18 protein-coding genes are annotated in these 24,223 nt (G+C 67.7%); 6 read left to right on the top strand and 12 right to left on the bottom strand.

Going from position 1 to position 24,223, the window contains the following annotated elements:
- Positions 1-227: 227 nt before the first annotated feature.
- A complete protein-coding gene (locus tag DB032_RS24145) occupies positions 228-371 on the bottom strand; it encodes a hypothetical protein (RefSeq protein ID WP_158274291.1) in 144 nt (47 codons plus the stop codon).
- Between DB032_RS24145 and DB032_RS11210 the strand changes: the two genes are divergently transcribed.
- Both DB032_RS11210 and DB032_RS11205 read left to right on the top strand, forming a co-directional pair.
- A complete protein-coding gene (locus DB032_RS11210) occupies positions 370-819 on the top strand; it encodes a surface-adhesin E family protein (protein ID WP_107799559.1) in 450 nt (149 codons plus the stop codon). The two genes, DB032_RS24145 and DB032_RS11210, sit on opposite strands and share 2 nt — an antisense overlap.
- A gap of 238 nt (positions 820-1,057) precedes the next feature.
- On the top strand, positions 1,058-2,071 hold the full coding sequence (locus DB032_RS11205; RefSeq protein WP_233246687.1) for an SGNH/GDSL hydrolase family protein: 1,014 nt from the start codon (positions 1,058-1,060) through the stop codon (positions 2,069-2,071).
- Between the two features lie 142 nt (positions 2,072-2,213).
- Here DB032_RS11205 and DB032_RS11200 read toward each other — a convergent pair whose 3' ends face one another.
- The 3 genes from DB032_RS11200 to DB032_RS11190 all read right to left on the bottom strand — a co-directional run bounded on the left by DB032_RS11200 (position 2,214) and on the right by DB032_RS11190 (position 5,422).
- Entirely contained in the window at positions 2,214-3,635 is a 1,422-nt protein-coding gene (locus DB032_RS11200; RefSeq protein WP_107799557.1) for a peroxidase, read from the bottom strand.
- Positions 3,636-3,843: 208 nt separating this feature from the next.
- Positions 3,844-4,320 (bottom strand): hypothetical protein, encoded by a 477-nt coding sequence (locus tag DB032_RS11195; RefSeq protein ID WP_107799556.1) that lies wholly within the window; start codon positions 4,318-4,320, stop codon positions 3,844-3,846.
- Positions 4,321-4,480: 160 nt separating this feature from the next.
- Positions 4,481-5,422 carry a DMT family transporter gene (locus DB032_RS11190; protein ID WP_107799555.1) on the bottom strand — a complete coding sequence of 314 codons (942 nt, stop codon included), beginning with the start codon at positions 5,420-5,422 and terminating at the stop codon, positions 4,481-4,483.
- Between the two features lie 114 nt (positions 5,423-5,536).
- Between DB032_RS11190 and DB032_RS11185 the strand changes: the two genes are divergently transcribed.
- Positions 5,537-6,445 (top strand): LysR family transcriptional regulator, encoded by a 909-nt coding sequence (locus DB032_RS11185; protein ID WP_107799554.1) that lies wholly within the window; start codon positions 5,537-5,539, stop codon positions 6,443-6,445.
- Positions 6,446-6,612: 167 nt separating this feature from the next.
- Here the strand turns inward: DB032_RS11185 and DB032_RS11180 are convergent, their stop codons facing one another.
- The 3 genes from DB032_RS11180 to DB032_RS11170 form a co-directional block, all read right to left on the bottom strand.
- Entirely contained in the window at positions 6,613-7,983 is a 1,371-nt protein-coding gene (locus tag DB032_RS11180) for an amidase (RefSeq protein WP_107799553.1), read from the bottom strand.
- 5 nt (positions 7,984-7,988) lie between these two features.
- A complete protein-coding gene (locus DB032_RS11175; protein WP_107799552.1) occupies positions 7,989-8,180 on the bottom strand; it encodes a hypothetical protein in 192 nt (63 codons plus the stop codon).
- A gap of 139 nt (positions 8,181-8,319) precedes the next feature.
- Positions 8,320-9,192, bottom strand: a complete 873-nt coding sequence (locus DB032_RS11170; RefSeq protein ID WP_107801824.1) for an MBL fold metallo-hydrolase — start codon at positions 9,190-9,192, stop codon at positions 8,320-8,322.
- A 138-nt stretch (positions 9,193-9,330) separates the two neighbouring features.
- On the opposite strand from DB032_RS11170, the gene DB032_RS11165 reads away from it, so the two are divergent.
- Positions 9,331-10,218, top strand: coding sequence for a LysR family transcriptional regulator (locus tag DB032_RS11165; protein ID WP_107799551.1), 888 nt, complete (start codon positions 9,331-9,333; stop codon positions 10,216-10,218).
- Positions 10,219-10,228: 10 nt separating this feature from the next.
- On the opposite strand, the gene DB032_RS11160 is transcribed toward DB032_RS11165, so the two are convergent.
- A complete protein-coding gene (locus DB032_RS11160; protein ID WP_107799550.1) occupies positions 10,229-11,455 on the bottom strand; it encodes an NADH:flavin oxidoreductase/NADH oxidase family protein in 1,227 nt (408 codons plus the stop codon).
- Positions 11,456-11,536: 81 nt separating this feature from the next.
- Here DB032_RS11160 and DB032_RS11155 point away from each other — a divergent pair, with 81 nt between their 5' ends.
- Together DB032_RS11155 and DB032_RS11150 are read left to right on the top strand one after the other, a co-directional pair.
- A complete protein-coding gene (locus tag DB032_RS11155) occupies positions 11,537-11,998 on the top strand; it encodes a MerR family transcriptional regulator (protein ID WP_107799549.1) in 462 nt (153 codons plus the stop codon).
- Between the two features lie 137 nt (positions 11,999-12,135).
- Positions 12,136-12,825 carry a type 1 glutamine amidotransferase domain-containing protein gene (locus DB032_RS11150; protein ID WP_107799548.1) on the top strand — a complete coding sequence of 230 codons (690 nt, stop codon included), beginning with the start codon at positions 12,136-12,138 and terminating at the stop codon, positions 12,823-12,825.
- A 30-nt stretch (positions 12,826-12,855) separates the two neighbouring features.
- On the opposite strand, the gene DB032_RS11145 is transcribed toward DB032_RS11150, so the two are convergent.
- The 4 genes from DB032_RS11145 to DB032_RS11130 all read right to left on the bottom strand — a co-directional run.
- Positions 12,856-15,951 (bottom strand): amino acid adenylation domain-containing protein, encoded by a 3,096-nt coding sequence (locus DB032_RS11145; protein WP_107799547.1) that lies wholly within the window; start codon positions 15,949-15,951, stop codon positions 12,856-12,858.
- A gap of 76 nt (positions 15,952-16,027) precedes the next feature.
- Complete coding sequence (locus DB032_RS11140; protein ID WP_107799546.1) at positions 16,028-18,751, bottom strand: condensation domain-containing protein; 2,724 nt, start codon at positions 18,749-18,751, stop codon at positions 16,028-16,030.
- A gap of 121 nt (positions 18,752-18,872) precedes the next feature.
- Positions 18,873-20,477 carry an MBL fold metallo-hydrolase gene (locus DB032_RS11135; RefSeq protein WP_107799545.1) on the bottom strand — a complete coding sequence of 535 codons (1,605 nt, stop codon included), beginning with the start codon at positions 20,475-20,477 and terminating at the stop codon, positions 18,873-18,875.
- Positions 20,474-24,223 (bottom strand): non-ribosomal peptide synthetase (locus DB032_RS11130; RefSeq protein ID WP_146176647.1); only part of this gene is annotated, 3,750 nt, incomplete at its 5' end. The genes DB032_RS11130 and DB032_RS11135, both read right to left, overlap by 4 nt.

The following is a 24,223-nucleotide window of genomic DNA, read 5'->3' as shown; positions in this document are numbered from 1 at the left end:
GACGGACGCCCTGGGGAGCGAATCCAGGTTGGCCACATGGTTATTTTATTGGGGCGCAGTGTGAAGGCAGAGCGGCTGGGAAGACTTTCAGAAAACGATTCCGGCCACGGGCCGATGGACGGCTGGCTCAAGTGTAAGAAAACGCCCTTGATCCGCGACCCATTTACCAGCCTTGACCCTGTGCGGCGACGATTCGCCTTGCCGTGTTTCGGCTCCGCGCGCTTGACTCAGAGCGCGCCCGGCCATTCACAAGGAAAAACCAGGGCTGTTATCATGCCCGCCGCCGCTGCATTGCGCGTATCGATTGGAAAAATATTGGGAATCAGAATGTTGAAAGTCATTGCCTGCGTTTTTATCTTGTTGTCTTCCATGGCCAGCGCCTCCAGCTGGGACTTCACCTATTTCAACCCCAGCGAGGGCGGCTTGTTGATCGATAGCGACAGCATCGCGCAATCGCCGCACGGCACCGTCAAATTCTGGACGCTGTGCGCGCCCAGATTCGAGGCGGACAAGCCGGTGACGGCTTACGCCTACAGCCAGTCCCTGTACGAGATCCATTGCCGGCAGCGCCTGATCATGATGCCGATGACGGTGGCTTTCGATGTGAACGGCGAATCGCGGGAAACCGAGTTCGAGCACGCCAAGATGGAGGACATCCAGCCGGACACGCAGGAGGATTTTCTGTGGACCTATATCTGCAAGCCGGACAAGCGGCCGGACATGGTGGTGGCGATGCGGCAGGGCATTCAGGGTTTCTTGCGGGAGCAGCGGCGTTACGCCCGCGAGCACCTGGCGTTTCTGCGCGGCAAGGGACACTGAGCGGTTGATCGCCAGCCCGCGTCAGCGGGCTCTTTGATGGCGTGGCGCAAGCCCTTGGCATGATCGTTTTGCGCAAGACCGTGCCATTGATGTTTGGCACTCTGTGCATCACTAAATCACGCACAGGAAATCACACGCCATGAGAATCGCTCCCGGTAAATTGTTTGTGCCCTGGAACAGAGCCCAGCGCGCAGAGCCTAGGCATGCGGAAGAAGCCTCCAAGTCGGAAGCCCCCAAGTTGAACACGCAGTTGTGGCAATTGCGGCACGATTCTGCCACGTTGTCGCGGGCGGACACGGTGGACTCCGGCGGCTTCTACAAGAAGGCGCTGTTCGCGCTGGCGCTGAAAAACCAGGCGGTGCAGGCCAAGACGCCGGCCGCGGCCGCCGGGGAGGGCAAGAGCCTGGGGCATATCCAGCGCCTGGTGGTGATAGGCGACAGCCTGTCGGACTCCGAAGGCCGCATGCTCAGCAAAACCCTGGGGGTGATGCCGTCCTCGCGCCAGTACTACGAAGGGCGTTTCACCAATGGCTTCGCCTGGCCGGACTTCCTGGCGTCCAGGGTTTTTCTGGGCAAGCCGGTGGTCAATTACGCCGAGGGCGGCGCGGTGGCCGGCAAGTACTCCAAGTGGAACCCGGCCTTCATGTTCATCTCCCATATGGAGCGCCAGATCAATAAGCACCACTTCCAGCCGGGCGATATGGCGGTGCTGGCCCTGGGGTCCAACGACTACATGACTTTCGGCAAGATCGACGTGGACAAGGTGATCCGCACCTACGAGCGGCAGATCGACCAGCTGGTGGCCAAGGGGGTCAAGGACATCCTGGTGGCCGGCGCGCCGGATCTGTCCAAAACCGTGAACGCGCGCAAACAGCCGCCGGCGGAGGCCGAAAAGCTGCACGACTTGTCTCAGCGGCATAACCGGCAGCTGAGCCAGGCGGTGGAGGCGTTGCAAGCCCGCTACCGCGACGCCGGGGTGACCCTCCGTTTCTTCGATATCGGCGCCAAGCTGGATTACCTGATGGAGCTGGCGGAAACAGTGGATTACGACACGATGCACAATAAGCACGAGGGCTATATCGACCTGCCGCGCGTGCTCGGCTTCGCCGGCGACGCGCGGCCGCTGGACAGCTCGCATCGCCACCTGTTCCACGACGAGGTGCACCCCAGCCAGGAGGTGCACCAGATCCTGGCCGCGCACATGACGGACTTCATCCACGAGCAGTACGGGCGGCCGGCCGACGCGTCTTAGAGCCTGCTCAAAGTCTCGCGAGCAAGCGCGAGACAAGGCGAAAACGAGCGAAAAAGCGGAATGCACACGTGGTACATGAGCATTTTGAGCTCGTACTCACCGTGCAAGGCTTCACGACGCGCAGCAGACTTTGAACAGGCTCTTAGCCGCTGGCCAGCCGCGCCAGGTAGCGCAGGCCGCCGATGCCGGGAAGGAAGCAATACGCGCCGCCGCGGGTGATGATCATCCGCGAGAAGCCCTGCAACACGGTGTTGTTCTTGCCCGAGCGGCCGGGCGCGGCCAGGGTGAAGCTGCTGTCCGCGGCGTCGTTGACGCCGAGGAAGACGTCTTCTCCGCTGATGTTGAACACCGCGTTGCCGGCGTCCGGATTGCCCGGTTCCGTGGCGGATTTGACGAAGTCGCTGAGCAGGTTCCACTGGCTGCTGAGAAATTCGAATTGATTGCTCAGGCTGGCGTTGATGAAGTAGCCGATCAGGCCGCGGGCCGCGGCCGAGGGGTGTTCGGGGTCGTAGGCCGGGCCGTAAGGCATGGCCCGGCGCACGATGCGGTGGTGGGCGCTGTCGGTGCCCACCACCGCGCCGTTGCGCGGATTGTTGCGGCGGATGTGGGAGCCTATCGGACATTTCAGGCCCAGGGTGTCGTCTTGGGACGGCTGGGCATTGACGTAGTTGAAGTCGTTCAATTGACTGGTCGGCAGCGTGGCGCCGGCCTCGTCCGGCCGCAGCGTCAGCGGGTTGCCGTTGCGCCAGCGTCCGCATACCTTGGCCGCCAGCAGTTCGGGATCGATGCCGGCCTTGGCCGCGTATTCGCTCAGGAACGCGTCGAAAGCGGCCACGTCCTGTTCCAGGATGCGGAAAGCGGCATAGCTGCTGTTGCGGCTGAGTTCGGGCGGTTGCACCGAGTACACGCCCTTGCCCTCGTTGGTGTAGCCGAGCAGGAATTCCCCGGTGGCGATGACGGCCTGATCGTCCGGCTCCGGGCGCTTGCGCGGCGGCGCGCCGGCGATGGTGGGCTGGGCGATGCTGTCGCGGTAACCGAAGTGAACCTGATTGTCAGGCAGCGCCTGGGCGTCATGGGCGGATAGTTCGCTGACGGCGCCGGCGAAGGCCTGACGCAGCCGCGCGCTGAGGCTTTCCAGCAGCGCCGGGTCCTTGGCCACCCACAAGCTGAGCACGATGTGCACCTGCTCGCCATTAGCCAGGCCGCCTATCCATTTTTCAGGCGCGCTGGCGCCGATGTCGCCAACGAGGCTGGCGGTGTCGCCATCGGTGGCGCCGCGCTGGAAGGTCGGTTCGAAACTGGCCAGCTGCTCGGCGCCGACGCCCAGCATGCGCAGCCCGGGACAGGTGAAGCCTATGTTCAGGAAGCTGTTCGGTTTTTGCAGCCAGCGCTTGGCGCTGGTGATGCTCGGCAGGCCGTCCCGGCCCTCCACCAGTTTCAGGATCAGCTCGCCGGCGGCGGCCTTGTCGCTAACGCTCAGAATGAAATGCCGGGCCAGGTCCACGCGGTAGCCGCGCAGAATCGTGCCTTGGATGTCGTCGTACGGGAGGTCGGGGCTGTTCATGGCATGCCTTTCAGCAATGGGACGGGTGTAAGAGGCTGTTCAAAGTCCGCTGCGCTTCGTGAAGCGCTGCTCGGCGAGTACCCGCTCATGTACCACGCGTACATTCCGCTTTTTCGCTCGTTTTCGCCTTGACTCGCGCTTGCTCGCGAGACTTTGAACAGGCTCTAAGGCGCAAGCGGGCGGGCCGCCTGCGCCTGGCGGGCGCGCTTCAGTCCAGCGCGGCGAGTATGGTCTGCACCGTGTACGGATAGGCCTGGTACAAGCCGTTGTCGTCCTTGCCGCCGCCGCCGTTGTTGGGAATATGCTGGGACGCGTCGTTCTGGGCGATGAAGGCCTGAAAGGCCGCCACATTATTGGCCACCGGGGTCAGCGCCTTGCCTCCCACCACGAATTGCAGCAGCGCGTCGAAGACGGTGCCCACCTGGGCGACGAAGTCGTTGATGTAGGCGTTGAAGCTGCCGTCGTACTCGGTGATGACCGCGATCACGTAGTTGTCGCTGCTTTTGCCGGTGGGCTGCAGATTGGAGGCGGAGCGGTCCAAGAGCAAGGTGCGCGCGTAATGGACGGTGCCGATCGAAGTCAGCGCTTGATGCAGGGTGGGTTCGTATTCCGCCAGAGTGGCGGCGATGGCTTCCAGGCTGGTGCCGGGAATGACCGGCATCAACAGGGTGAGCGGGCTGGCCATGGGGCTTCTCCCTAAGGGGTTTGGGAATTGAAGCCTAGCAGCGCGACCTTGACTGTCAATGCGATTTTATTCGTTTTGCAAATCAATGGCCGTGGTTTAGGTATTCGTACTAAGGGCTTGCCCGAGGACCGCGCCCGGCGGGGCGGGCGCGGCCGAACGCTCACTTGCGGTTGGTCAGGGACACGCCCGCCGCCGCCAGCGCGCCGCCCGCCAGCATGGACGCCAGGATGGGTTCGCCCAGCAGCCCCGCGGACAGCAGCACGCCGAAGGCGGGCACCAGATTGGTGAACACGGCGGCGCGCGAGGGGCCGATCTCCCGGATGCCCTGGTAATACCAGATGAAGCCCACCACGGTGCCTATGGCCCCCAGATAGAGCATGGACAGCCAGATCCGCCAGCCGAAGGAGGCCCAGGGAACGGAGCCGATCTCGCCGGCCGCGCCCAGAGACAGGAAGGCCAGACCCCACAGCGTGGCGTAGGTGGTGGCCGCGATCGGGCTCAGGGTTTCCATCGCCTTGCGCGAGCCCAGCGTATAGGCCGCCCAACTCAGCACCGCCAGGCTCATTAGGGCCTCGCCGGCGCCGAAGGACTGGCTGAAATCGTGAACCGTGCCGACAAGATCGCCGCGGGTGATGACCACCATGGCGCCCAGCAAGGCCACGGCGATGCCGGCCCAGCGGCGCAGGCCCAGACGCTCGCGGAAAATCAGGCTGGCGGCCAGCGCGGTCATGATGGGATTGAGGCTGACGAACAGGGCGGTGCGGCCGGCGGGAATACGCGCCAGCGCGCCGAAGAAACAGGCGTTGTAGAGAAAAATGCCGGTAAAGCCCAGAAACGCGGTGACGGCGATCTGCGAGCGGTTCAGCCGCGGCAGCCCGCCTTCCAGCCGGCAAGCCACCAGCACCAGCAGCAGGGCGGCCACCAGGAAGCGGCCGAAGGCGGCGGTCATCAGCGGCATGGATTGCGCCAGCACTCTGCCGGCGATGAAGGTGCCGCCCCAGAACAGCGCGGTCAGCGCCAGTTTCAGAGACAAGGCCGGCCTGAGCGCGGTTTGCGCGCGGGCGGGCTGCGCCGCGACGGCGAGGGTGCTTGAGTGATTCATGGTGGGCGCCGGGCGCGCCGCCCGGCCTCCTGATGCTATGTGGGTGTGTATATACTATTGATTGTTTGAATTCATGGAAAAATGAGCATTTGCTCATGGGTGGACGAGACGGTCATGACCTTTACGCAGCTGGAAATCTTTGCGCTGGTGGCGGAGCTGGGCGGTTTCACCGCGGCGGCGGACAAACTGGGCATCAGCCAATCCGCGGTGTCGCACGCGATCAGGCAATTGGAGAAGGAATGGGGGCTGACCCTGCTGACGCGCGGCCAGGCCGGCATCGAGGCCACCGAGGCCGGCAACAGCCTGCTGCTGCGCGTGCGCGAACTCTTGGGCGTGGCCGAGGCGATCCGTCAGGAGGCGTCGGCGGCGCGCGGCCTGAACCGCGGCGTGCTGCGCATCGGCTCCTTCGGCACTACCTCCTCGTTGCTGCTGTTGCCGCGCATCCTCGAGCAGTTCCGCGCCAGCTATCCGGAAATCGACGTGTTCGTGGAAGAGGGCGAGGACGACGAAGTGGCGCAATGGGTCAGCGAGCGCCGGGTGGACGTGGGCTTCGTGGTGCTGCCGGACGATCGTTTCGACACCTTGCCGCTGGTGGAGGACCAGTTCGTGGCCTTGATTCCGGCCGGCCATCCGCTGGCCGGCCAGCCGGCGGCGCGGCTGGCGGATTTGTGCGACATGCCCTTCATCATGACGCTGGCGGGCAATACCGTGCTGATTGAGAGATTGTTTGAAACCGCCGGCCTGCGGCCCATGGTCAAGCACCGCTACGCCCAGATTCTCACCATCGTCAAAATGGTGGAGAACGGCGCCGGGGTGTCCATCGTCGCCGATCTCGCGGTGCCGGCGCCCTTGCTGGCCTTATGCCCCGGCGTGGTGAAAAAGCCGCTGGCGCCCATGGTGCGGCGCGCGGTGGGCCTGGCGGTGCCCAGCCGGAAGCACGTCAGCCCGGCGGTGGCGGCTTTTCTCCACACCTGCAAAACCATGGCCAAGAGCCTGCGCGACGGTTCGCTGGGCGGTTTGTGAGCGGACGCGATGCGGACAGTCCACAAGCCTGTTCAAAGCCTCGCGTGCCAGGGCGAGACAAGGCGGGAGCCGCTGAGAAAGCGGAATGCGCAGGCGGCGCATGAGCATGTTTAAGCGGCGCCCGCCGCGCCACGCGTCGCGAAGCGCGGCAGGCTGTGAACAGCTTCTTAGGCCCGCGGCAGGTCAAACCGGGTTTGGCAGCGGCTCTCTATCAGCTGGCCGGCGCGCAGCACCGTGAGCTCGTCGAAAGGCCGGCCAATCAGCTGTACGCCGAACGGCAGCCCCGCCCGGTCCAGGCCGGCCGGCACCGTCAGCGCCGGCAGGCCCAGCACATTGGCGGGCGTGCTCAGCCGTATATAGGCGGAGACCACGCTCTCCTCGACGCCGTCCGGCCAGACGAAGCTGTCCTGGCCGTGCAGCGGCGCGGTGTGCGGCACGGTGGGGACCAAGAGCAGGTCGATGTCGGAGAAAAGCCGGCGCCAGGCGGCTTGTAGCGCGATCCGCGCGGCCTGGGCCTGGGCGTGTTCGTTCTGCGGCACCAGCATGCAGGCTTCCAGCAGCGTCCTCACCTCGTCGCCGTACAGCTGCGGCGCGCGGCGCAGCGCGTCCCGGTGATAGGCGGCGGCTTCCGGCGCTATCAGGCCCCATTGGATGGGCAGGATGAAATCGGTCAGCGGGATCTCGACCTCCACCAGCGTCGCGCCGGCGGCGGCGAGTTCGGCCTGCTGATCCTGGAGCGCGGCCTGGATGTCCGGCGCGATATGCTCGCAGAAATAATTGCCGGCCACGCCGACGCGCAGCCCGTCCACCCCCTGGCCCAGGCCCTGGCGGTAGCTGTCGGCCGATGGCGGCCGTCGCGTCGCGATGGCGTCCAATAAGGCCGCGGCGTCCGCCACGGTGCGGGTGATGGGGCCGACATGGTCCAGCGAGCCGGACAGCGGCACCACGCCTTGGCGGGACACCAGTTCGTAAGTGGGCTTCAGGCCCACCAGCCCGCACAAGGCGGCCGGCACCCGGATGGAGCCGCCGGTGTCGGTGCCCAGCGCCGCCAGCGCGCCGCCATAAGCCACCGCGGCGGCGGAACCGCCGCTGGAGCCGCCGGGGGAACGCTCCGGCGCCCAGGGATTGTTGGTTTGCGGCGTGGTCAAGCCAAAGGCGAATTCATGGGTATGGGTCTTGCCGGTCAAGATCATGCCCGCCTGTTTGAGCCGGGCGGCCACCTCGCTGTCGGCGGCGGCGAGGTGATGCCGGCGCACTTGCGAACTGGCGGTGGTGGGCAGGCCGGCCGCGTCTATCAGGTCTTTCAGCGCGTAGGGGATGCCGTGCAAGACGCCGCGGTATTCCTTGCGGCGGATTTCCTGCTCGGCCCGCCGCGCGGCGTCCATGGCCTGATCCGCGGCGAGCGTGACATAGGCGGACAGCTGGTCTTCTTTCTCTTGCGCCCGCTCCAGCACCGAGCGGGTCAGCTCCACCGGCGACAACTGGCCGTCCGCTATCTGCCGGGCCGCGTCCACAATGCTCAATTGATAGGCTTGCACGGCGTTTACCTCCAGTCCGGGTCGAAGGGGGGCGCTGAGCGCGCGTCGGCCGAGCTCAGCCGGTCCAGCTTGGCGATTTCCGCGCGGATGAAGGCCAGGGTGGCGGCGACGGCCTCCAGGCGATCGGGGGCGAGCTTGAGGCCGGCGGCTAGGGCCAGGGCGGCGACGGCCTCCGGCGAGAGGGTGGGAAGGGCCATGAGGAGCTCCTAGGTTGGGGACCTGTGCAAGGCCTGGCGCAAGGCATTGAGATTAAGGATTAGAGCAGCTTGTCGTCGGCGTTTCAAAGCCGCGTGGACGGGGACGCCCCACGGAGGCGGCGGATCGTTAAGCGGCGCCTCAGAGGAAGGTCCAGCCGAAGCCGCCGTCCCGGCGCGTCACCCGGCCGGCGGAGCTGTCGGCGAAGTGGGCGCTGAACACCATGGCGCGGCGCTCGGCGGCGAAGTCCAGCAGCCAGCGCCGGGATGCCCGCGCCGCGTCCTGCTCCCGGCAGAACACCGAATTCCATTCCGGCCGGTACACCTGCATCGGCGTATGCATCACATCGCCGCAGAACAGCGCCGTCTCGCCGCGCGAACTCAGCGAAATCGACATATGGCCGGCGCAATGGCCGGGCGTGGGGTGGAAGCGGAAACCGTCCTGGTAGTCGCCGCCGTCCAGGCCGATCACGCGCGCCTGACCGGAGGCGATCACCGGCGCCACGCTGTCGTCGAACACCATGCGCCGGCTGTCCGCTTCCGGCGTGGCGAAGAAATCCAGATCGCCTTGCGGCAAAGCATAGAGGGCCTTGGGAAAGGTGGGCGTCCACTGGCCGTTGATCAGCCGCGTGTTCCAGCCCACATGGTCCGCGTGCAAATGGGTCAGCAACACGTGGTCGACGTCCGCGGGCTGGATGCCCGCGCGGGCCAGGCGTTCCAGAAAGGGCGTTTGCAGCCGGTGGAACAGCGGGTTGAACGCGCGTTCCTTGTCATTGCCGACGCCGGTGTCGATCAGGAAAACCTGGCCGGCCCATTCCACCGCCCAGCTGTGCACGCTCAGGGTGAGGCGCGCGCCGTCGGCGTCCAGCAGACCGCGCAAGTCCGGCTCTTGCGCCAGCAGCATCTCGTTCCAGTCGCGGTAGAGGAAGGACGGGGCCAGGCCGTGCAGCAGGGTGTCCGTCACGCGGGTGATCTTGGCGTCGCCAAGTTGATAAGTGGGGCTGATGGTGTCCATTTGGGTCTCTGCGGCTAGGGTGCGCGCCGGCGCGGCCGGCGGCTTGACCGTCACTATCGCGGAAATTATCCATGCTTTCCAATGCGGAATTATTAATTCGTGATAACTTAAAGGCATAGCTAAGCCGAAAGACCCCGCATGGAATTGCGCCATCTTCGTTACTTCATCGCCGTGGCCGAGCACCAAAGCGTGCGCCTGGCCTCCGAGCATCTGCACATCACCCAGCCGGCGGTGTCGCGGCAGATCCAGGACCTGGAACAAGAGCTGGGCCTGCCGCTGTTTGAGCGTTCGCCGCGTGGCCTCAAGCTGACCGCGGCCGGCGCAAGCTATTTGCGCGAGGTGCGCAAAGCGATGGCCGCGCTGGACGACGCGGCCGAGAGCGCGCGGCGCGTGGCCGCCGGCCTTTTGGGCCGGCTGCGGCTGGGCTGCGTGGAGAACGCCGGTTGGGACGGCCTGGTGCCCCAGGCTTTCAGCCGCTTCCAGGCGGAGGCGCCGGAGGTGGCGCTGGAGCTGAGCGTGCTGAACACGCCGCAGCAATTGAGCGCGCTGGAGGAGGGCGCGCTGGACGGCGGCTTCATCTACCAATACGAAGACTTGCCGGAAAGCCTGGCCGGCCTGCCCTTGCTGGAGCACGACGTGGTGCTGGCGCTGCCGCGCTGCTGGGACACCGGCCATGACGAGAGCCGCCCCGTCGCGCTGCGCAGCCTGGCGGACCGGCCCTTCGTCACCATGCCGCGCGAGGCCTATCCCGGCTATTACGACCGCCTGATCAGCGCTTGCCGGCAACTGGGCGTGCGTCTTAGGGTGGCGCAGGAGGCCGGCACCGAAACGGCGATCTTGTCGCTGGTCTGCGCCGGCATCGGCGCCGCCATCGTCAACTCGGCCAATCTGGGCCGGCCGCCGGCCCAGGCGCGCTTCTTCCGGCTGCGGGATTTGTCCTTGCCGATGCCGCTGAGCTTCGTCAGCCGCAAGGACGCGGCCAACCCGGCGCTGAAGCGCTTTCTGGCCGCGCTGCCGGGCGCTTGAGACCGCCGGCTCAACGTTGCGCCGCCCAGCGTCGATAGCGGCGGGCGCGGCAGGCGGCGGCCAGCTGCTGCTGGATCAGCGCCCGCAGCGGCGACACCTGGGGCTTGGGCGTCTTGCCCTGGCTGAGCCGGCGCAGCTGAAACTTCACCGCGGCCATATTGGCGAGCGCCGCCAGCGGCTTGTTGCGCCAGGCGATGGGCGGCAGCGCCGGAGCGGTGTCCTTGCCCTGGCGCCAGTCGCTGGGCAGCCTGGGGTCCAGGGCCAGCGCGGTGGCGATGCCCGCCATGGCCACGCCGCTGGCCACCACCTGTTCGGCCACCGGCCGGCGGCGGATGCCGCCGGTGACCATCACCGGCATGGCGGCCACGGTTTGGAGCGCTTGGGCGAACGTCAGGAAATAGGCCTCGCGGGCCAGGGTGCGCCCGTCGCGGGCCTCGCCCTGCATCGCCGGCGCTTCGTAACTGCCGCCGGAAAGTTCGACCAGATCCACCGCCAGCTCATTGAGCCAGAGCACCACCTGGCGGGCGTCGTCGGCGCTGAAGCCGCCGCGTTGGAAATCGGCGGAATTGAGCTTGACCGCCACGGCGAAGCCCGGGGACACCTCCGCGCGCACCGCTTTGACGATCTCCAGCAGCAGGCGGGCCCGGTTTTCCAGCGGGCCGCCCCAGGCGTCCGTTCTTTGGTTGGACAGCGGGGACAGGAACTGGCTGAGCAGATAGCCGTGGGCCGCGTGGATTTCCACGCCGTCGAAACCGGCCTGCTCGGCGAGGCCCGCGCTGCGGGCGAAGCGCCGTATCACATCGGCGATCCCTTGCGGCGTCATCGCCTGCGGCAAGGCGAAATGCCTGGACATCTTGCCCAGGTCCAGCGGCACCGCGGACGGCGCCCAGGTGGCCTGGCCCAGATTGGCCGGCATCTGACGGCCGGGATGGTTGATCTGCAACCAGAACTGCGCGCCGCGGGAGCGGCCGATCCGGGCCCAGCGCCGGAAGCGCTCCATCTGGCGCTCGTCTTCCAGCACCACGCCGCCCGGCCCGGTCATCGCGCGGCCGTCCACCATCACGTTGCCGCTGATCAGCAGGCCGGCGCCGCCGTCCGCCCAGGCCTGGTAGAGCCTCATCAAGGCATCGGACGGGGCCTGGTCCGCGTCCGCCATGTTTTCTTCCATCGCCGCCTTGGCGATGCGGTTGGGCAGGCTGGAGCCGTTGGGAAGGGTCAAGGGGCTGAATAGGGTCATGAGCGCGCGCTCCGGGTTTGATCTTGGCTCAACCATAGGTTTAAAGTTAACTTTAATGTCAAGCCCCGATCGAGAACGCGGATGAAAATTGGAGAATTGGCGAAGCGCTGCGGCATGACCGCCTCCCGCATTCGCTTTTACGAAGCCAGCGGCCTGATCCGGGCGGTGGCGCGCGGGGCCAACGGCTACCGCGATTACGGCCCGGAAGCGCTGTGGATATTGGACATCATCGCCAGCGCCCAGAGCGCCGGCTTTTCCCTGGAGGAGATTCGCCGTCTGCTGCCGACGGAGCCTAAGGCCTGGCAGCATGAGGACCTGCTGGCGGGGCTCATGCGCAAAGTGGCCGAGATCGAACGCTTGCAGCAGCGGCTGGAGCAGAACAAGGCCCAGTTGCGGCGGGTGATCGCCAGCATGGAGAACGGGCCGGAAGGGCTGGCCTGCGACGAGCGGGCCCAATGGGTGTTGAACCGCCTGCGCGACGAGGACGGCGCGGCGGGCGGAGCGCCGGGAAGCGGGCAAGGCCCGCTCCCGGAAAAGTCGTAAACGGGCGCTTAGGCTCAGGTGAAATGCCTTGACCCTCAAGCGGACTTGAAGCTTAAGGTGGCGCAGGCCCGCCGCCGGAAACGGCCGACGCAAACCGTGTTCAAACCCCAGCGGCGCTTTGATGAGGAGAAGCCGTCATGAGCAAGCGCATTCTGCATGTGGTGAGCAATGTCGCTCACTACGCCGATCCGTCCGAAGCCACCGGTTTGTGGCTGTCTGAATTGAGCCACGCTTACGAGGTGTTCGCCGCGCAAGGCTGGGAGCAGCAGTTGATCAGCCCGCTGGGCGGCGCCTCTCCCTTGGAGCCGCGCTCGCTGAAATGGCCGAACGCCGACGCCTCGGCGCGGGCCTGGCTGGCCAGCGCCGATAAGCGGGCCTTGCTGGCGGATACCGCCAAGCCGGAAGACATCGCCCCGGCGGCGTTCGACGCGATCTATTTCACCGGCGGGCACGCGGTGATGTGGGATTTTCCGGAGCACGCTGGCCTGCAGCGGCTCGCCCGCGAGATCTACGAGCAGGGCGGCGTCGTTTCCTCGGTGTGCCACGGTTATTGCGGCCTGCTGAATATCCGCTTGTCCGACGGCGCGCTGCTGGTGGCCGGCCGTCGGCTGACCGGCTTTTCCTGGCGGGAGGAAGTGTTGGCCGGCGTGGCCGGCAAAGTGCCCTACAACGCCGAGGAGGAAATGAGGCGGCGCGGCGCCCGCTATGAAAAAGCCTGGCTGCCGTTCATGCCCAAGGTGGTGGTGGACGGCCGGCTGGTGACCGGGCAAAACCCGCAGTCGGCCAAGGCCACCGCCAAGCGAGTGGCCGCCTTGCTGTCGCGCTGAGGCAGGGAGCGCCGGCCTCGCGCGGCCGCGTCAAGCGCCTAGGCCGGCCAGCTCCCCGACGGCGACGCCCAGTGCTTCTTCGAAAGCCTGGAACAGCGCGTCCGCCGCGGCCTCGCCGCAATAAGCGGGATCGCCGCTCAGCCGGAATTCGGCGATGTCCGAGCCCTCGTCCAGATGGACGGCGATATTGACGGGGTAGTGGAAGCGATCCACGCCGTCCCAGTCCCGAAAATCCGCCGTTTTCGAATCCCGCGCCCGGAAATTCGTGAAGTTGAAGGTGTAAAGAAACTCCCGGCCGGGGCTGCGCGCATCGAAAATCGCGCTGAGCGGGTAGAGCGCGTATTTCTCCTGCAGCAGCTGGCGCTGGTGGATGGCCTCAGCCGTCTCCAGCGGACACGCCAAGGCCTGAAACGACAGCGGCTGCAAATTCCAGAACAGGCCCACCGCGTCCAGCGGATCGCTCAGTTCCGGCACCCGGCCGTTGACCACCATTCCGATCAAGATCTGGGGGTCCCGGGTCGCGCGCGCGATCGCTTGCCCGGCGGCGGCCAAATACAAGGATCGCGTCTGGATGCGCCGCGCGCGCGCGCAGTGGCCGACGCGGGCCACCAGCCGGGGCGCGATGCGTTTTTTGTGCTCCGTCATTCCGGCCGGCGGCGTTCTCCGTCGCTCAAGCGTCTGCGCGCCGGCAAACGGCGCTCGCCGCCAGTATTCAATCGCCGCCGGGTCCAGGGCCATGCGCTGCTGGAGGGCGACGTATTCGGAAAACACGTCCGCGCGCGCCGGCGGCGCGATGGCGTCATGGCGCTGATAGCGCTGGAATACCGCGTCGAAAAAGCGTTGCTGACCCCAGCCGTCGTCTATCGCGTGGTGGATGCTCAGGAAAACGACGCAGCGGCTGTCCTCGGTTTGGAAGAAGCGCAGCCGCGCCGTTTCGCTTGCCGCCTCGAAGGGCGCGAATGGCGCGTGGAGATCGGCGCGCGCGTATTCGGCAATCCGCGCCCGCCGCCGGGCAGGGGCGTCGCGCCGGAGGTCGACGGCGTCCAGGCGCACCCGTTCCCTGCCCGCGTCGGTGCGGAGAATCGCGTCGCCGTCGCGGACGAAGAGCGTGCGGAAAACGGGATGCCGGGAAAACTCCAAGCGGAAGGCCTCCATGAGCCGTCCGATGTCGAGCGCCGCGTCCACGCAGTCAAACCACTGCTGCACGTGATAGACGCCCAGCCCTGCCGGGGCCGCCTGATAGTGCTCCAGCATCAGGCGCTGCATGTCGGACGCGGCGTTCGCGCGTTTCGCCCGCGTCGGCGGCAAGCCGGTTTCGCCCCGCAGGCTGCGGTCGTTCAGGTCCCGGACATTGGGCGAGTGAAACACGTCTTCCACCGTGGCGGCCCAGCCGGCGCGATTCAGCGCCATGATCAGTTCCACGGCGCGGATGGAGTCCCCGCCCAAGGCGAAGAAATCATCGTTAGGACCAAGACGTTCCACGCCGAGGACCCGGCGCCAGATCGCCGTCATGTCGGCTTCGTCGGCCGAGGCCGGCGCGTCCGGCGGGCGTTCGTCGCTCAGGGCCCGCGCCATGTGCGGCAAACGGCTGCGATCGATCTTGCCGTGAGCGGTCAGCGGCAGGCTGTCGATGCAATGAAAGTGGTGCGGCATCATGAAGCCGGGCAGTTTTTCCGCCAGCGCCTGGCGGAGTTCCCGCAAGCTCATCGGCGCGGACGCGAAGCGGAGATAGGCCGACACCAGATCTCGCCCGTCCTCGGACGAGGCCTGGACCACCGCGTTGGCGACGCCGTCCAGCTCGCAGAGCGCGGATTCGATCTCGGCCAGCGAAACCCGGAAACCGCGGATCTTCAGGTAGCCGCCCTTGCGCGATTCGTAAACCAGCTCGCCGTGCGGATCGATCTTCGCCAGATCCTGGGTTTTATACATCCGCTGGCCTTCGCGGCCCGGGAAGGGGCAGGGAATGAAGGCCTCGGCGGTCAGGCCGGGCCGGCCGTGATAGCCGCGCGCCAGCCCCGGACCGGCGACATACAGCTCGCCGACCTCGCCGGCCGCCACCGGCTGCAAGTCCTCGTCGAGCAGGAATAGCGACAAGTCCGGCAAGGCCGAGCCGATGCCGGCGGACTTCCTATGCTTCGTCTCGTCGGCGTCGACCACGTGCAAGGTGACGTGCACGGTGGTCTCGGTGATGCCGTACATATTGACCAGCACCGGGCCCTCGTCGCCCATGGTCTTGAACCAGGGCTTGAGCTGTGTCAGGTCCAGCCGCTCGCCGCCAAACACCACGAAGGCCAGCGATTCCAGGGCCTCGCGCTGTTCCGGCTGTTCGCTCAGATACAGGGCCAGCTGATAGAAGAAGGACGGCGTCTGGTTGAGCACCGTCGCGCCATGCCGCCGCAAATACGCCAGCAGCGCGGAAGGGTCTCGAATGGTGGCCAGGTCCGGGACCAGCAAGGTTCCGCCATGCAAGAGCGCGCCGAAGATTTCCCAGACCGAAAAATCGAAGGCGTAGGAATGCAGCAAGGGCCAGACGTCCTCCGGCCCAAAGTCGTAATAAGGCTGGGACTCGGTAAACAGCCGCAGCACATTGCGGTGGGTGATCAGGCTGCCTTTGGGGCCTCCGGTCGAGCCCGAGGTATAGATGACGTAAGCCAGGTTGTCGCGATTCGGCGCGCCGCCGCCCACGGGCGTCTCGTCGCGCGATGGCGCAAAAGCGTCCAGATCAAGCTGCGGGATGTCCTTGGCGGACGCGGCGGCGGCCAGCCGTTCCCGCGATGCCGCATCCACGACGATGAGCTTGGGCCGGGCGTCGCCGACGAGGTAGTCCAGCCGCTCCGCCGGATACTCCGGGTCCAGCGGCAGGTAGGCGCCGCCGGCTTTCAGAATGGCCAGCATGGCGACGATCAGATCGGACGATCTGCGCACGGACAAGCCCACCAGGGTTTCGGCGGTCACGCCCATGGCGCGGAGGCGGCGGGCCAGGGCGTCCGCCCGCTGATCCAGTTGCCGGTAGCTGAGCGAAGCCGCCGCGCATTGCACGGCGATGCGGTCGGGAAAGCGCTGGACCGAGCGGGAGAAGGCCTCGGCAAGCGTTTGGCAGGCGCTGAGTTCTGTTGGATGAGTCATTGGTTTTGCATGTCCTGCCGGCTAGAGCGCTTTGCGCCCTCCGGCGGTTGGTCAGTTGTCGGCGCTTGACATGGGCTCAAGTCGCGTCCGCCGCCAAGCCGGCGTTCCCGGCGCCGGCCGGCTTGGGTTTTCTCAGCAGCTTGGGCGCGGCGCGCGGCACCTCCCCGGCGGCCGTCGCGCCGGCGGCCTGCCGCAGCGGCGCGTCGAAGCCCCGCACGCACTGGGACAGCAAGGCCGATAGTTCCGCGCCCATGGCTTCAATCGACGCCGGGTCGAACATATCGGTCGCGTACTCGATGCGGACGCAACTGCGCGCCAGATTGAAGCCGAAGGCCAGGTCGAACTTGGCGATAGGGTTGCTGCCCGGCAGCAAGGCCACGGTCAGGCCGTCCTGCGTCCAGCCGTCGAAGTCTTGATCGACGGTGACCACCGCCTGGAAGACCGGGTGTTGGCCGGGAACGCGCTCCAGGCCAAGCCGATCGACGAGGGAGGAGAACGGCACCCGGTAGCCGGCGTAGCTCGCCTGGGCGGTTTGGCGCACTTTTTCGATGATGTTGCGCGGGGTGTCGGCGATCTCTATCCGCACCGGCATGGCGAGCAAATTGACGAAATTGCCTATGGTGTCCTCGATCGCGCCGTCGCCGCGTCCGCCATGGGGGAAGCCCAGGCAGACGTCGGCCTGATTGCCGCGCGCGGACAGATAGGCGGCGAGCAGGGCGGCGACGGCCATGAACGGCGAGGCGCCAAGCTGGGCGGCGCGCTGGATGTGCTCGCCCAGCAGCGCCTGGGGCAAGGCGCATTCCAGGAAGGCCCCGGCGTAGTCGCGTCGCAGCGGGCGCGGGCGGTCCGGCCTGAGATTGAGCGGGGCCGCAGTTCCCGCCAGGCGGTCTAGCCAGCGGCTCAGCGCCTTCTGGTAGTCGCGGCTGCGCTGCCAGGCCCGCTCCTCGGCGGCGGCCTCTCTCACCGTCATCGCGGGCCCCACGGCGGGCAAGGCGCCGCCTCGCAGCAGGGTTCGCAGATCGCGCAGCCATATCTGCGCGGAATGGCCGTCAAACGCCATGTGGTGAAACACCATCAGCAACACCCAGTGTTCGCGGTCGCGGCGCGCCAGGCAAAAGCGGCATAGCCGGCCGGCGGCGAGGTCGAAGGGGGTCGAGCTGACATCCCGTTCCAGGCTGGCGAAGCCGGCGTCGCGGCGGTCCGGCGGCAGTTGGCTGAGATCCGCGGTTTCGAGTACGCGGGAGGGCGGCGCGCCGATGTCCTGCCGCAGGCCGGCCGGGGTTTCCACAAAGCGCGCGCGCAGGGCTTCATGGCGTTTCAGCAGCTGTTCCAGCGCCGCCTCCAGGCGGGCGGGGTCCAGCTGGCCGCGCATCTCCAGATGCAGCGGGACATTGTACAAGGCGCGGTCCGGGGCCAGTTTCTCAAAGAAATACAGGCTTTGCTGATTGCTGGACAGCTGGCCCAGCCGGGCGTCGGCCTGGGGCCGCGCCAACGCCGCGAGCGCGCCGGTGTCTCGCTCTTGTCCGCGGCTGGCGAGTTCTTGCCCATCAGCCGTCGGCAAGGCGTCCGGCCGGCGGGCGGGATCGGCCAGGCATTGCGCGGCGAAGCGGACCAGCCCGTTCAAGAGCCGCTGGGCGGCCGAGGCTTCGAACAAGGCGTCGGCGTACTCGAGCGTCAGCCAGAGGCCGTCGTCGCGTTCGTCCAGCACAAAGCTCAAGTCGCGCTTCGCGCGTCCGGCATGCGCCGCCTGCTCGGTCAGCCGCAGGCCGGCGAGACGCCAGAGCGGGCGCTTTCGCACCCGCGCGGCGACTTGAAACCCCGGCGGCTCCAAGGCGGCGGAGGGTTCAAACGCCATGTTCCGGTTCTCCGCGGCCTGCGTGCGGACCTGGTCCAGCATCTCCCGCATAGTGGGCTTGGCGTCCAGGCGCAAGCGCAGCGGGAGCGGGGTTTCGAACAGGCCGATGATGTCATTGGCTTCCGCGTGGCGTCGCCCCGGGACGGACGCGTCGATGAGGATTTCATCCCGGCCGCTTTCCGCGCCCAGGAAAAGACCGAGCAAGGATGAGAAAACGACCAGCAAGGCGTCTCCCGTTTCCTGTTGAAGCCGGCGCAATTGTTGTTCTTGCTCGGAGGGGAGCTTGAGCGCCCATTGAGCGCCGTCCGTCGATATCGTGGCCGGCAACGGATGGTCCGCGCTCAATCGTGAAGGCCGGGGCGCGCCGGCGCGCCATGGTTTGCGCTGCCAATGGGCGAAGTCCGCGTAATCGAGCGCATTGGGCGCGAGCTCGACGTCGCCGCCGTTCAAGGCGGCGGCATAAGCCGTGTCCAGGTCTGTAGCCAGGATGCCGGCCGACCAGGCGTCAAAAACAGCCTGATGGAACACCATGACCAGGCTCGCCTCATCATCCGCCGGCTGAAAGAGAGCAAAGCGAAATAAAGGCCCCGTCGCCAGATCGAAGGGGCGGTCGATGACTTCCCGGACGGCCGCGGCCAGGCCGGCGCTGTCCCCGCCCGCCGGTTCCAGGCGCGTCGGCTGGAGCAAGGGGCCGGACCAGGCGTGCCGCGTCGAGCAAAGCAGCTCGTCGCCGTCGAAGGCCATCGTCGTGCGCAAGGCCTCGTGTTTGGCCACGACCGCGGCCAGGGCCGTCTCCAATGCCGCGGCGTCCAGCGCGCCGCTTATCCGCAGCACGACGGGAAACGAGCATGAGGCGGCGTCCGGCGCCAGCGGCTCCAGGTGGAACAGTCGTTCCTGTTGCAAGGACGCAAGCCAGCCGTAGCCGGCATCGAGTGAAAATTTCATAAGCGAATACCTTGGGTCGGCAATCTGTCGACAAGAGCAAGCCTGTATTCAGCCCCGCGCCCCAAGCCGGCGACGGCTTCCTGGAAGCTTTTACGGCGCGCAGCAGACATTGAACAGGCTCTCAGCAACTGAAGCTGCTGCAGCCGTATAGCCGTTCCGCGCTCAGGCCCGCGGCGCGGCAGCGCTCGAGGAACTTGTTCGACTCGACGATCTGCTTGCTGTCGGCCGAATACTCCAGGCCGGTGACGAAGCGCATCCAGGGTTCTTGCCCCATCGCGTAGACGTAGATCTTCTTACAGTCGAACTCCTCGACGATGCTCCAGGCGTGCTCGCAGTCGGAACCGGACAAGGTGCGGGATTCGTCGTCGCGCCGGCTGAGCGGGCTGCCGGTATACGGACCGTACAGCCAGCTGAGCGGCGCGCCGTCGCACTCCATGCCGATGAACAGCGTGTCCGCCTTGCCCAGGCGCTCCACAATGCGGCGGTAGAGCGCGCGGTCCTTGCAGTCCGAGTCCGCCAGGAACAGGAAGCGGCGGTTTTTCAGCCGCAGGAACATGCCGTGCTTGCTTTCTATGTCTAGGTCGGCGTGCTCGCCGTAAAACGGCAGGCTGACGATTTCGCCGTCGTCGAAGCGCACGCTTTCCATCGGCTCGAGTTCGGACACGTTGCGGAAGCCGAGCGCGCGCAGCGTGAGCTTCATCGACGGATCGGCCAGGCTGCGGCTGTTGTGGCGCGGCACCAGCAGGCGGCCGATGCGGCCGCGCAATTGCAGCAGCAGTTCCGGGCTGAAGTGGTCCTGATGGTTGTGGGTGATGAACACGTAGTCGATATGGTCGGGCAGATCGTCGAAGGTCAGCCGCTGCGGTTCTCCGTCCCGGTCCCAGGTGACGAAGGGGTCGATCAGGACCGAGGTGGACGCCGTTTGCAACAAGACGCAGGCGTGGCCGAAGTAACGGATGCGCACGTCGCCGCCGTGATACTCGGGCTGGTCGCGCCGTGGCGCTTCGGTGTCGAAGAAGCCGCGGAAGCGGGCTTCCTGCTCCGCCGGCACCTTCAGCGCCTGCTTCAGTTCCGCGTAAGGGACGGCGCGTATCCGGCTGGCGGCGAGCGCTTCGTGATGAGGCGCGGCGAAGGGCAGCGGGAGCACCAGCCTGGCGTCGCCGTCCAGCCGGGGCGTGTTCAGAAAGAAATGGCGCTGTTCGTCGCGCTCGGTGCTGAAGGCCAGCGCCTGCCGGTCCGCGTCCGCGGCGGCCGGATAGCTCAGCAATGGGTCCAGCACGCGGAGGCCGGGGTGATGGTTGAGGTCGTAGCTGACTTCGACCAGGCCGGCCAGCGTGGGCGGCAATTCGGCGTAGACCGCGTCCAGGCTGTGGCCGCTGGCGGTTTGCTGCAGCTGGCGATTGAGCTTTTGCAGGTCTTCGGCGAAGCGGAGCAGCGGCGCCGCGTCCTTCAGCGTGTCCTGCAGCAGGCGGCGCACCGCGGGCAGATCGCTGGCCGGCAGTTCCAGGAAGGGGCCGCCCAGCATCTGGGGGTTTTTGGAGGCGGCGATGTGTACATTGGGGTTGGCGATGAAGGAGCGCAGCAGCGGAATCTGGCGGAAGGCCAGATTGATCGCCTGCTGAACCGGGGACACCAGATGACTCCAGGCGTACCAGCGGTGGAACAGCGGTTCCAGTTTGACGCCGCTTTTCAGGTAGACGGCCGTGTCGGGATGGGGAGTGTTCATGCTTGCTCCAATGTCGTGGAAGAGGGAGGGAAAGGGCGCGAAGCCGGCGTGCCGGAGGGGGCCGTCGCCTGGCTGAGTTCTGCGCGCGACGAGGCGTAATCCGCGTAGTCGGCGTATGGCCGCGGCAGCGGCGTCCAATCGGGGGCGCCGCCGTCGGCGCGGGCGGCATAAGCCTGGGCCAGTTCCCGCAGCAGCGGCGCGATCGGCGCGCCGGCGCCGCTGTCGGCGGCCTGGCGCAGCGCGGCGGGGAAGGCCAGGCCGTTGGCGGCCTTGATCGTTGCCCCTGTTTCGGCCGGCGCGTTCAGGGCGGCGTGACGGCGGCCCAGCTCGCGCAAGGCCTGGCGCAAGGCCGGCAGCTCCAGCTCGCCGTCGCAGCGCAGCGAGACCGGCGCGCCGTCTTGCCGGCGGACGGTCAGCCAGAACGAGCGGCCGCCGGCCGCCGACGACGGTTCGTCCGGGCGGCCAAACGCCGGGCGTCGCGCCAATTCGGCGACGCTGGGGGCGAGGAAGAGCTGTTCCATCGACAGCCTGACGCCCAGCTTGCCGCGGATGAGGGCGGCCAGCCGCATCGCCAGCAGCGAGTCGCCGCCCAATTCGAAGAAGCCGGCGTCCAGATCCACGGCCGGCAGCCGCAGCGTCTCCGCGAACAAGGCCGCCAGCGTCTGTTCAAGCGGCGTGGCCGGCAAGCGTTGCGGCGCGGCCGCGAAGACCGGCGCCGGCAGCGCGCCGCGGTCCAACTTGCCGTGGGCGTTCAAAGGCAGCGCGGGCAAGACCGTCACCGCGGCGGGCACCATGTAGTCGGGCAGGCCGGCGGCCAGCCCGGCGCGCAGCCGCGCACCGTCCAGGCTGGCGCCGGCGCGCGGGACGGCGTAGGCGACCAGACGCTTGCGGCCGTCGTCGTCGACAGGCAAGACCACGGCCTGGGCCACGCCGGTTTGCGAGCGCAGCGCGGCCTCGATCTCGCCCGGCTCGATGCGATAGCCGCGCAGCTTGATCTGCTGATCGAGCCGGCCCAGGAATTCCAGCTGGCCGTCCGCCAGGCGGCGCGCCTTGTCGCCGCTGCGGTAGAGCCGGCTGCCGGGCGCGCCGAAGGGATTGGCGACGAAACGCTCGGCGCTGAGCGCGGGGCGGTTAAGATAGCCGCGCGCCAGGCCGGCGCCGGCCACGTACAGCTCGCCGGCGACGCCGGCGGGCACCGGCTGCAAGGCCTCGTTCAGCAGATAGACCTGGCTGTTGAGCACCGGCCGGCCTATGGGCGGCGCGCCGTCGGTCAGGCGGTCGCTCAGGGTGGCGCAGATGGTGGATTCGGTGGGGCCGTAGGCGTTGATCATCCGGCGGCCGCGCGCCCATTTGGCCACCACCTCGGCGGGGCAGGCGTCGGCGCCGACCAGCAGCGCGCCGGGCAGCAGATCCGGCGCCGGTTCCAGCATGGCCAGCAGCGCCGGCGGCAGCAGCGCGTGGCTGACGCGCGCGGCGCGCAGCGTGCCCGGCAGGCTGTCGGCGTCCAGCTGCCTGGCGTTGGCGGGCACCAGGCAGGCGCCGCCGGCGAAGGCCATCAGCATTTCCAGCACCGAGGCGTCAAAGCCCGGCGAGGAGAATTGCAGCACGCGCGCGGACGCGTCCAGCGCGCAGCGCTCTTTCAGGTCTTGCGCCAGGCTGGCCAGTCCGGCGTGGCCGACCGCGACGCCTTTGGGCCGGCCGGTGGAGCCGGAGGTGTAGATCACGTAGGCCAGATCGTCCGCCGTCAGCGGGCGCAGCCTTTCTTGCTGGCCGATGTCGCCGTCCGCGAAGCTATCGTCGGCCTCCGGCGCCATCACCGGCCCGGCGGTTTGCGGCAGGCGGGCGGCGGAGCCGGCGTCGCTCAGCACCAGGGCCGGGCGGGCGTCGTCCAGCATCAGCGCCAGCCGCTCCGCCGGGTAGTTGAGGTCCAGCGGCAGATAGGCGGCGCCGGCTTTCAGCGCCGCCAGTTGCGCGACGAGCAGCGCCGCCGATTTGGGCAGCGCGACCGCCACCAGCCGGCCGGGTCCGACGCCCGCGGCGATCAGCCGCCGGCCCAGCCGGTTGGCCCGGCGGTTGAGCTCGGCGTAGCTCAAGGTTTCGCCGTCGCAGTCCAGCGCCGGCGCGTCCGGCGCGCGGCGGACTTGCCGCTCGAACAGCTCGCACAGCGGCAGCGGCGCGATGTCGCGGGCGCTGGCCTGGCCATCCAGCAGCAGGCGGCGCTCGTCCTTGTTCAGCAGGTCCAGACGGCGCACCGGGCCGTCGGGGCCGCCGGCCAGCTGCGCGAGCACGGCGGCGTAGCAGCGGGCGTAGCGCCGCAACGCGTCGGCGTCGTGGGCGTCGCGGTGGGCGGTCAGGCTGCCGGCGATGCGCGCGCCGTCGGGGCGGAAATTGATTTGCAGCGCGAAGCTGTTGTCCATCGCGCTGTCCTGCTGGCGCCAGTCGGCCAGCGCTTCCAGCGCCTGGAAATGCGTGTAATTGAAAATGGCCTCGCCGGCGTCGCGCAGGCCGGCGTCGCGCAGCATGGTGGCCAGCGGATAACGCCGGTGCGGCAGCAGCGCCCGTTCCGCGTCTATCACGCGGCTTATCAGCCGGGTCCAGGGTTCGCGCCGGATCTCCATGCGCAGCGGCACCGAGTTCAGGAACAGGCCCACCATATGCTCCGCGTCCGCGGTTTCCGGCCGGCCGTTGGTGACCAGCGCGGTGCAGGCGCCGCTTTTGCCCGTCAGCATGGCCAGCGCCGCCAGGTGGGCGGCCAGCAGCACCGATTTCAGCGGCGCGTTCAAGCGCCGCGCCAGCGCGGTCAGCGCCGTCGAAACCGGCTCGTCTATGGCGATATCGGCGTGGATCTGCAGCGGGCCGTCGGCCGCCAAGGCGGCGTTCTCCTCCCGCGCGAGCAGCGCGGCGGCGGCTTCGTAGCCGCGCAGCTGTTCCCGCCAGAAATCCCGGCTGGCCGGCGAGGCCATCGCCTCGCGTTCCAGCGCGATGTAGTCGCGGTAGCGGCTGGACAGCGCGGGCAGCCGGCAGGGCCGGCCGGCCAACTCGGCCTGGTAGAGCTGGGCGAGTTCGACGATGAAGACGGAGTCGCTCCAGCCGTCGAGGATGGCGTGGTGGATGCGCAGCGTCAGATGGAAGCGCCGTTCGCCCAGCCGGTGGGCGTGGGCGTGCAGCAGCGGCGCGGCGCCTGGATCGAAAGCTTGTTTGGACCAGGCGGCGATGAAGGCCGTAAGGGTTTCTTGCTGCGCGGCGGGCGGCAGCTGTCCGAGATCGCCTTCTCCCAGCGGAATGGCGGCCGTCGCCAATACCAGTTGCAAGGGTTCGAGATAGCCGTCCAGCGCGAAGCGGGTGCGCAGCAACTCATGCCGCCGGCACAGCGCGTCCAGCGCGCGACGCAGCGCGGCGGCGTCGTAAGGCAGGGACACCGCCAGCCCGACGATGTTGTGGTATAGGGTCGAGCCGTCGCGGAAGGCGCTGTGGAACAGCATGCCCTGCTGCAATTGGCTGAGCGGGTAGGCGTCCACCGCGTCCGGCGGCAACCGCCGGCGGTCGGCGGGGTCCAGCAGCGAGAACGGTTCGGCCGGCGCGGCGGCGGCGGCCGCCTGTTCCGCATGGGCGGCCAGCAGCGCCACGCTGTGGTGTTCGAACAGGCTGGCCAGTTCGAAGGAGACGCCGGCTTTGAGCGCCAGGCCTTTCAGCCGCAAGGCCAGCAGCGAATCGCCGCCGAGGTTGAAGAAGCTGTCGTCCAGTCC

This window comes from Chromobacterium sp. Panama, from assembly GCF_003052555.1.
Classification (GTDB): Bacteria; Pseudomonadota; Gammaproteobacteria; order Burkholderiales; family Chromobacteriaceae; genus Chromobacterium.
The sequence above is the reverse complement of the archived record's forward strand: the minus strand, read 5'-3'. Positions and strand labels throughout refer to the sequence as shown.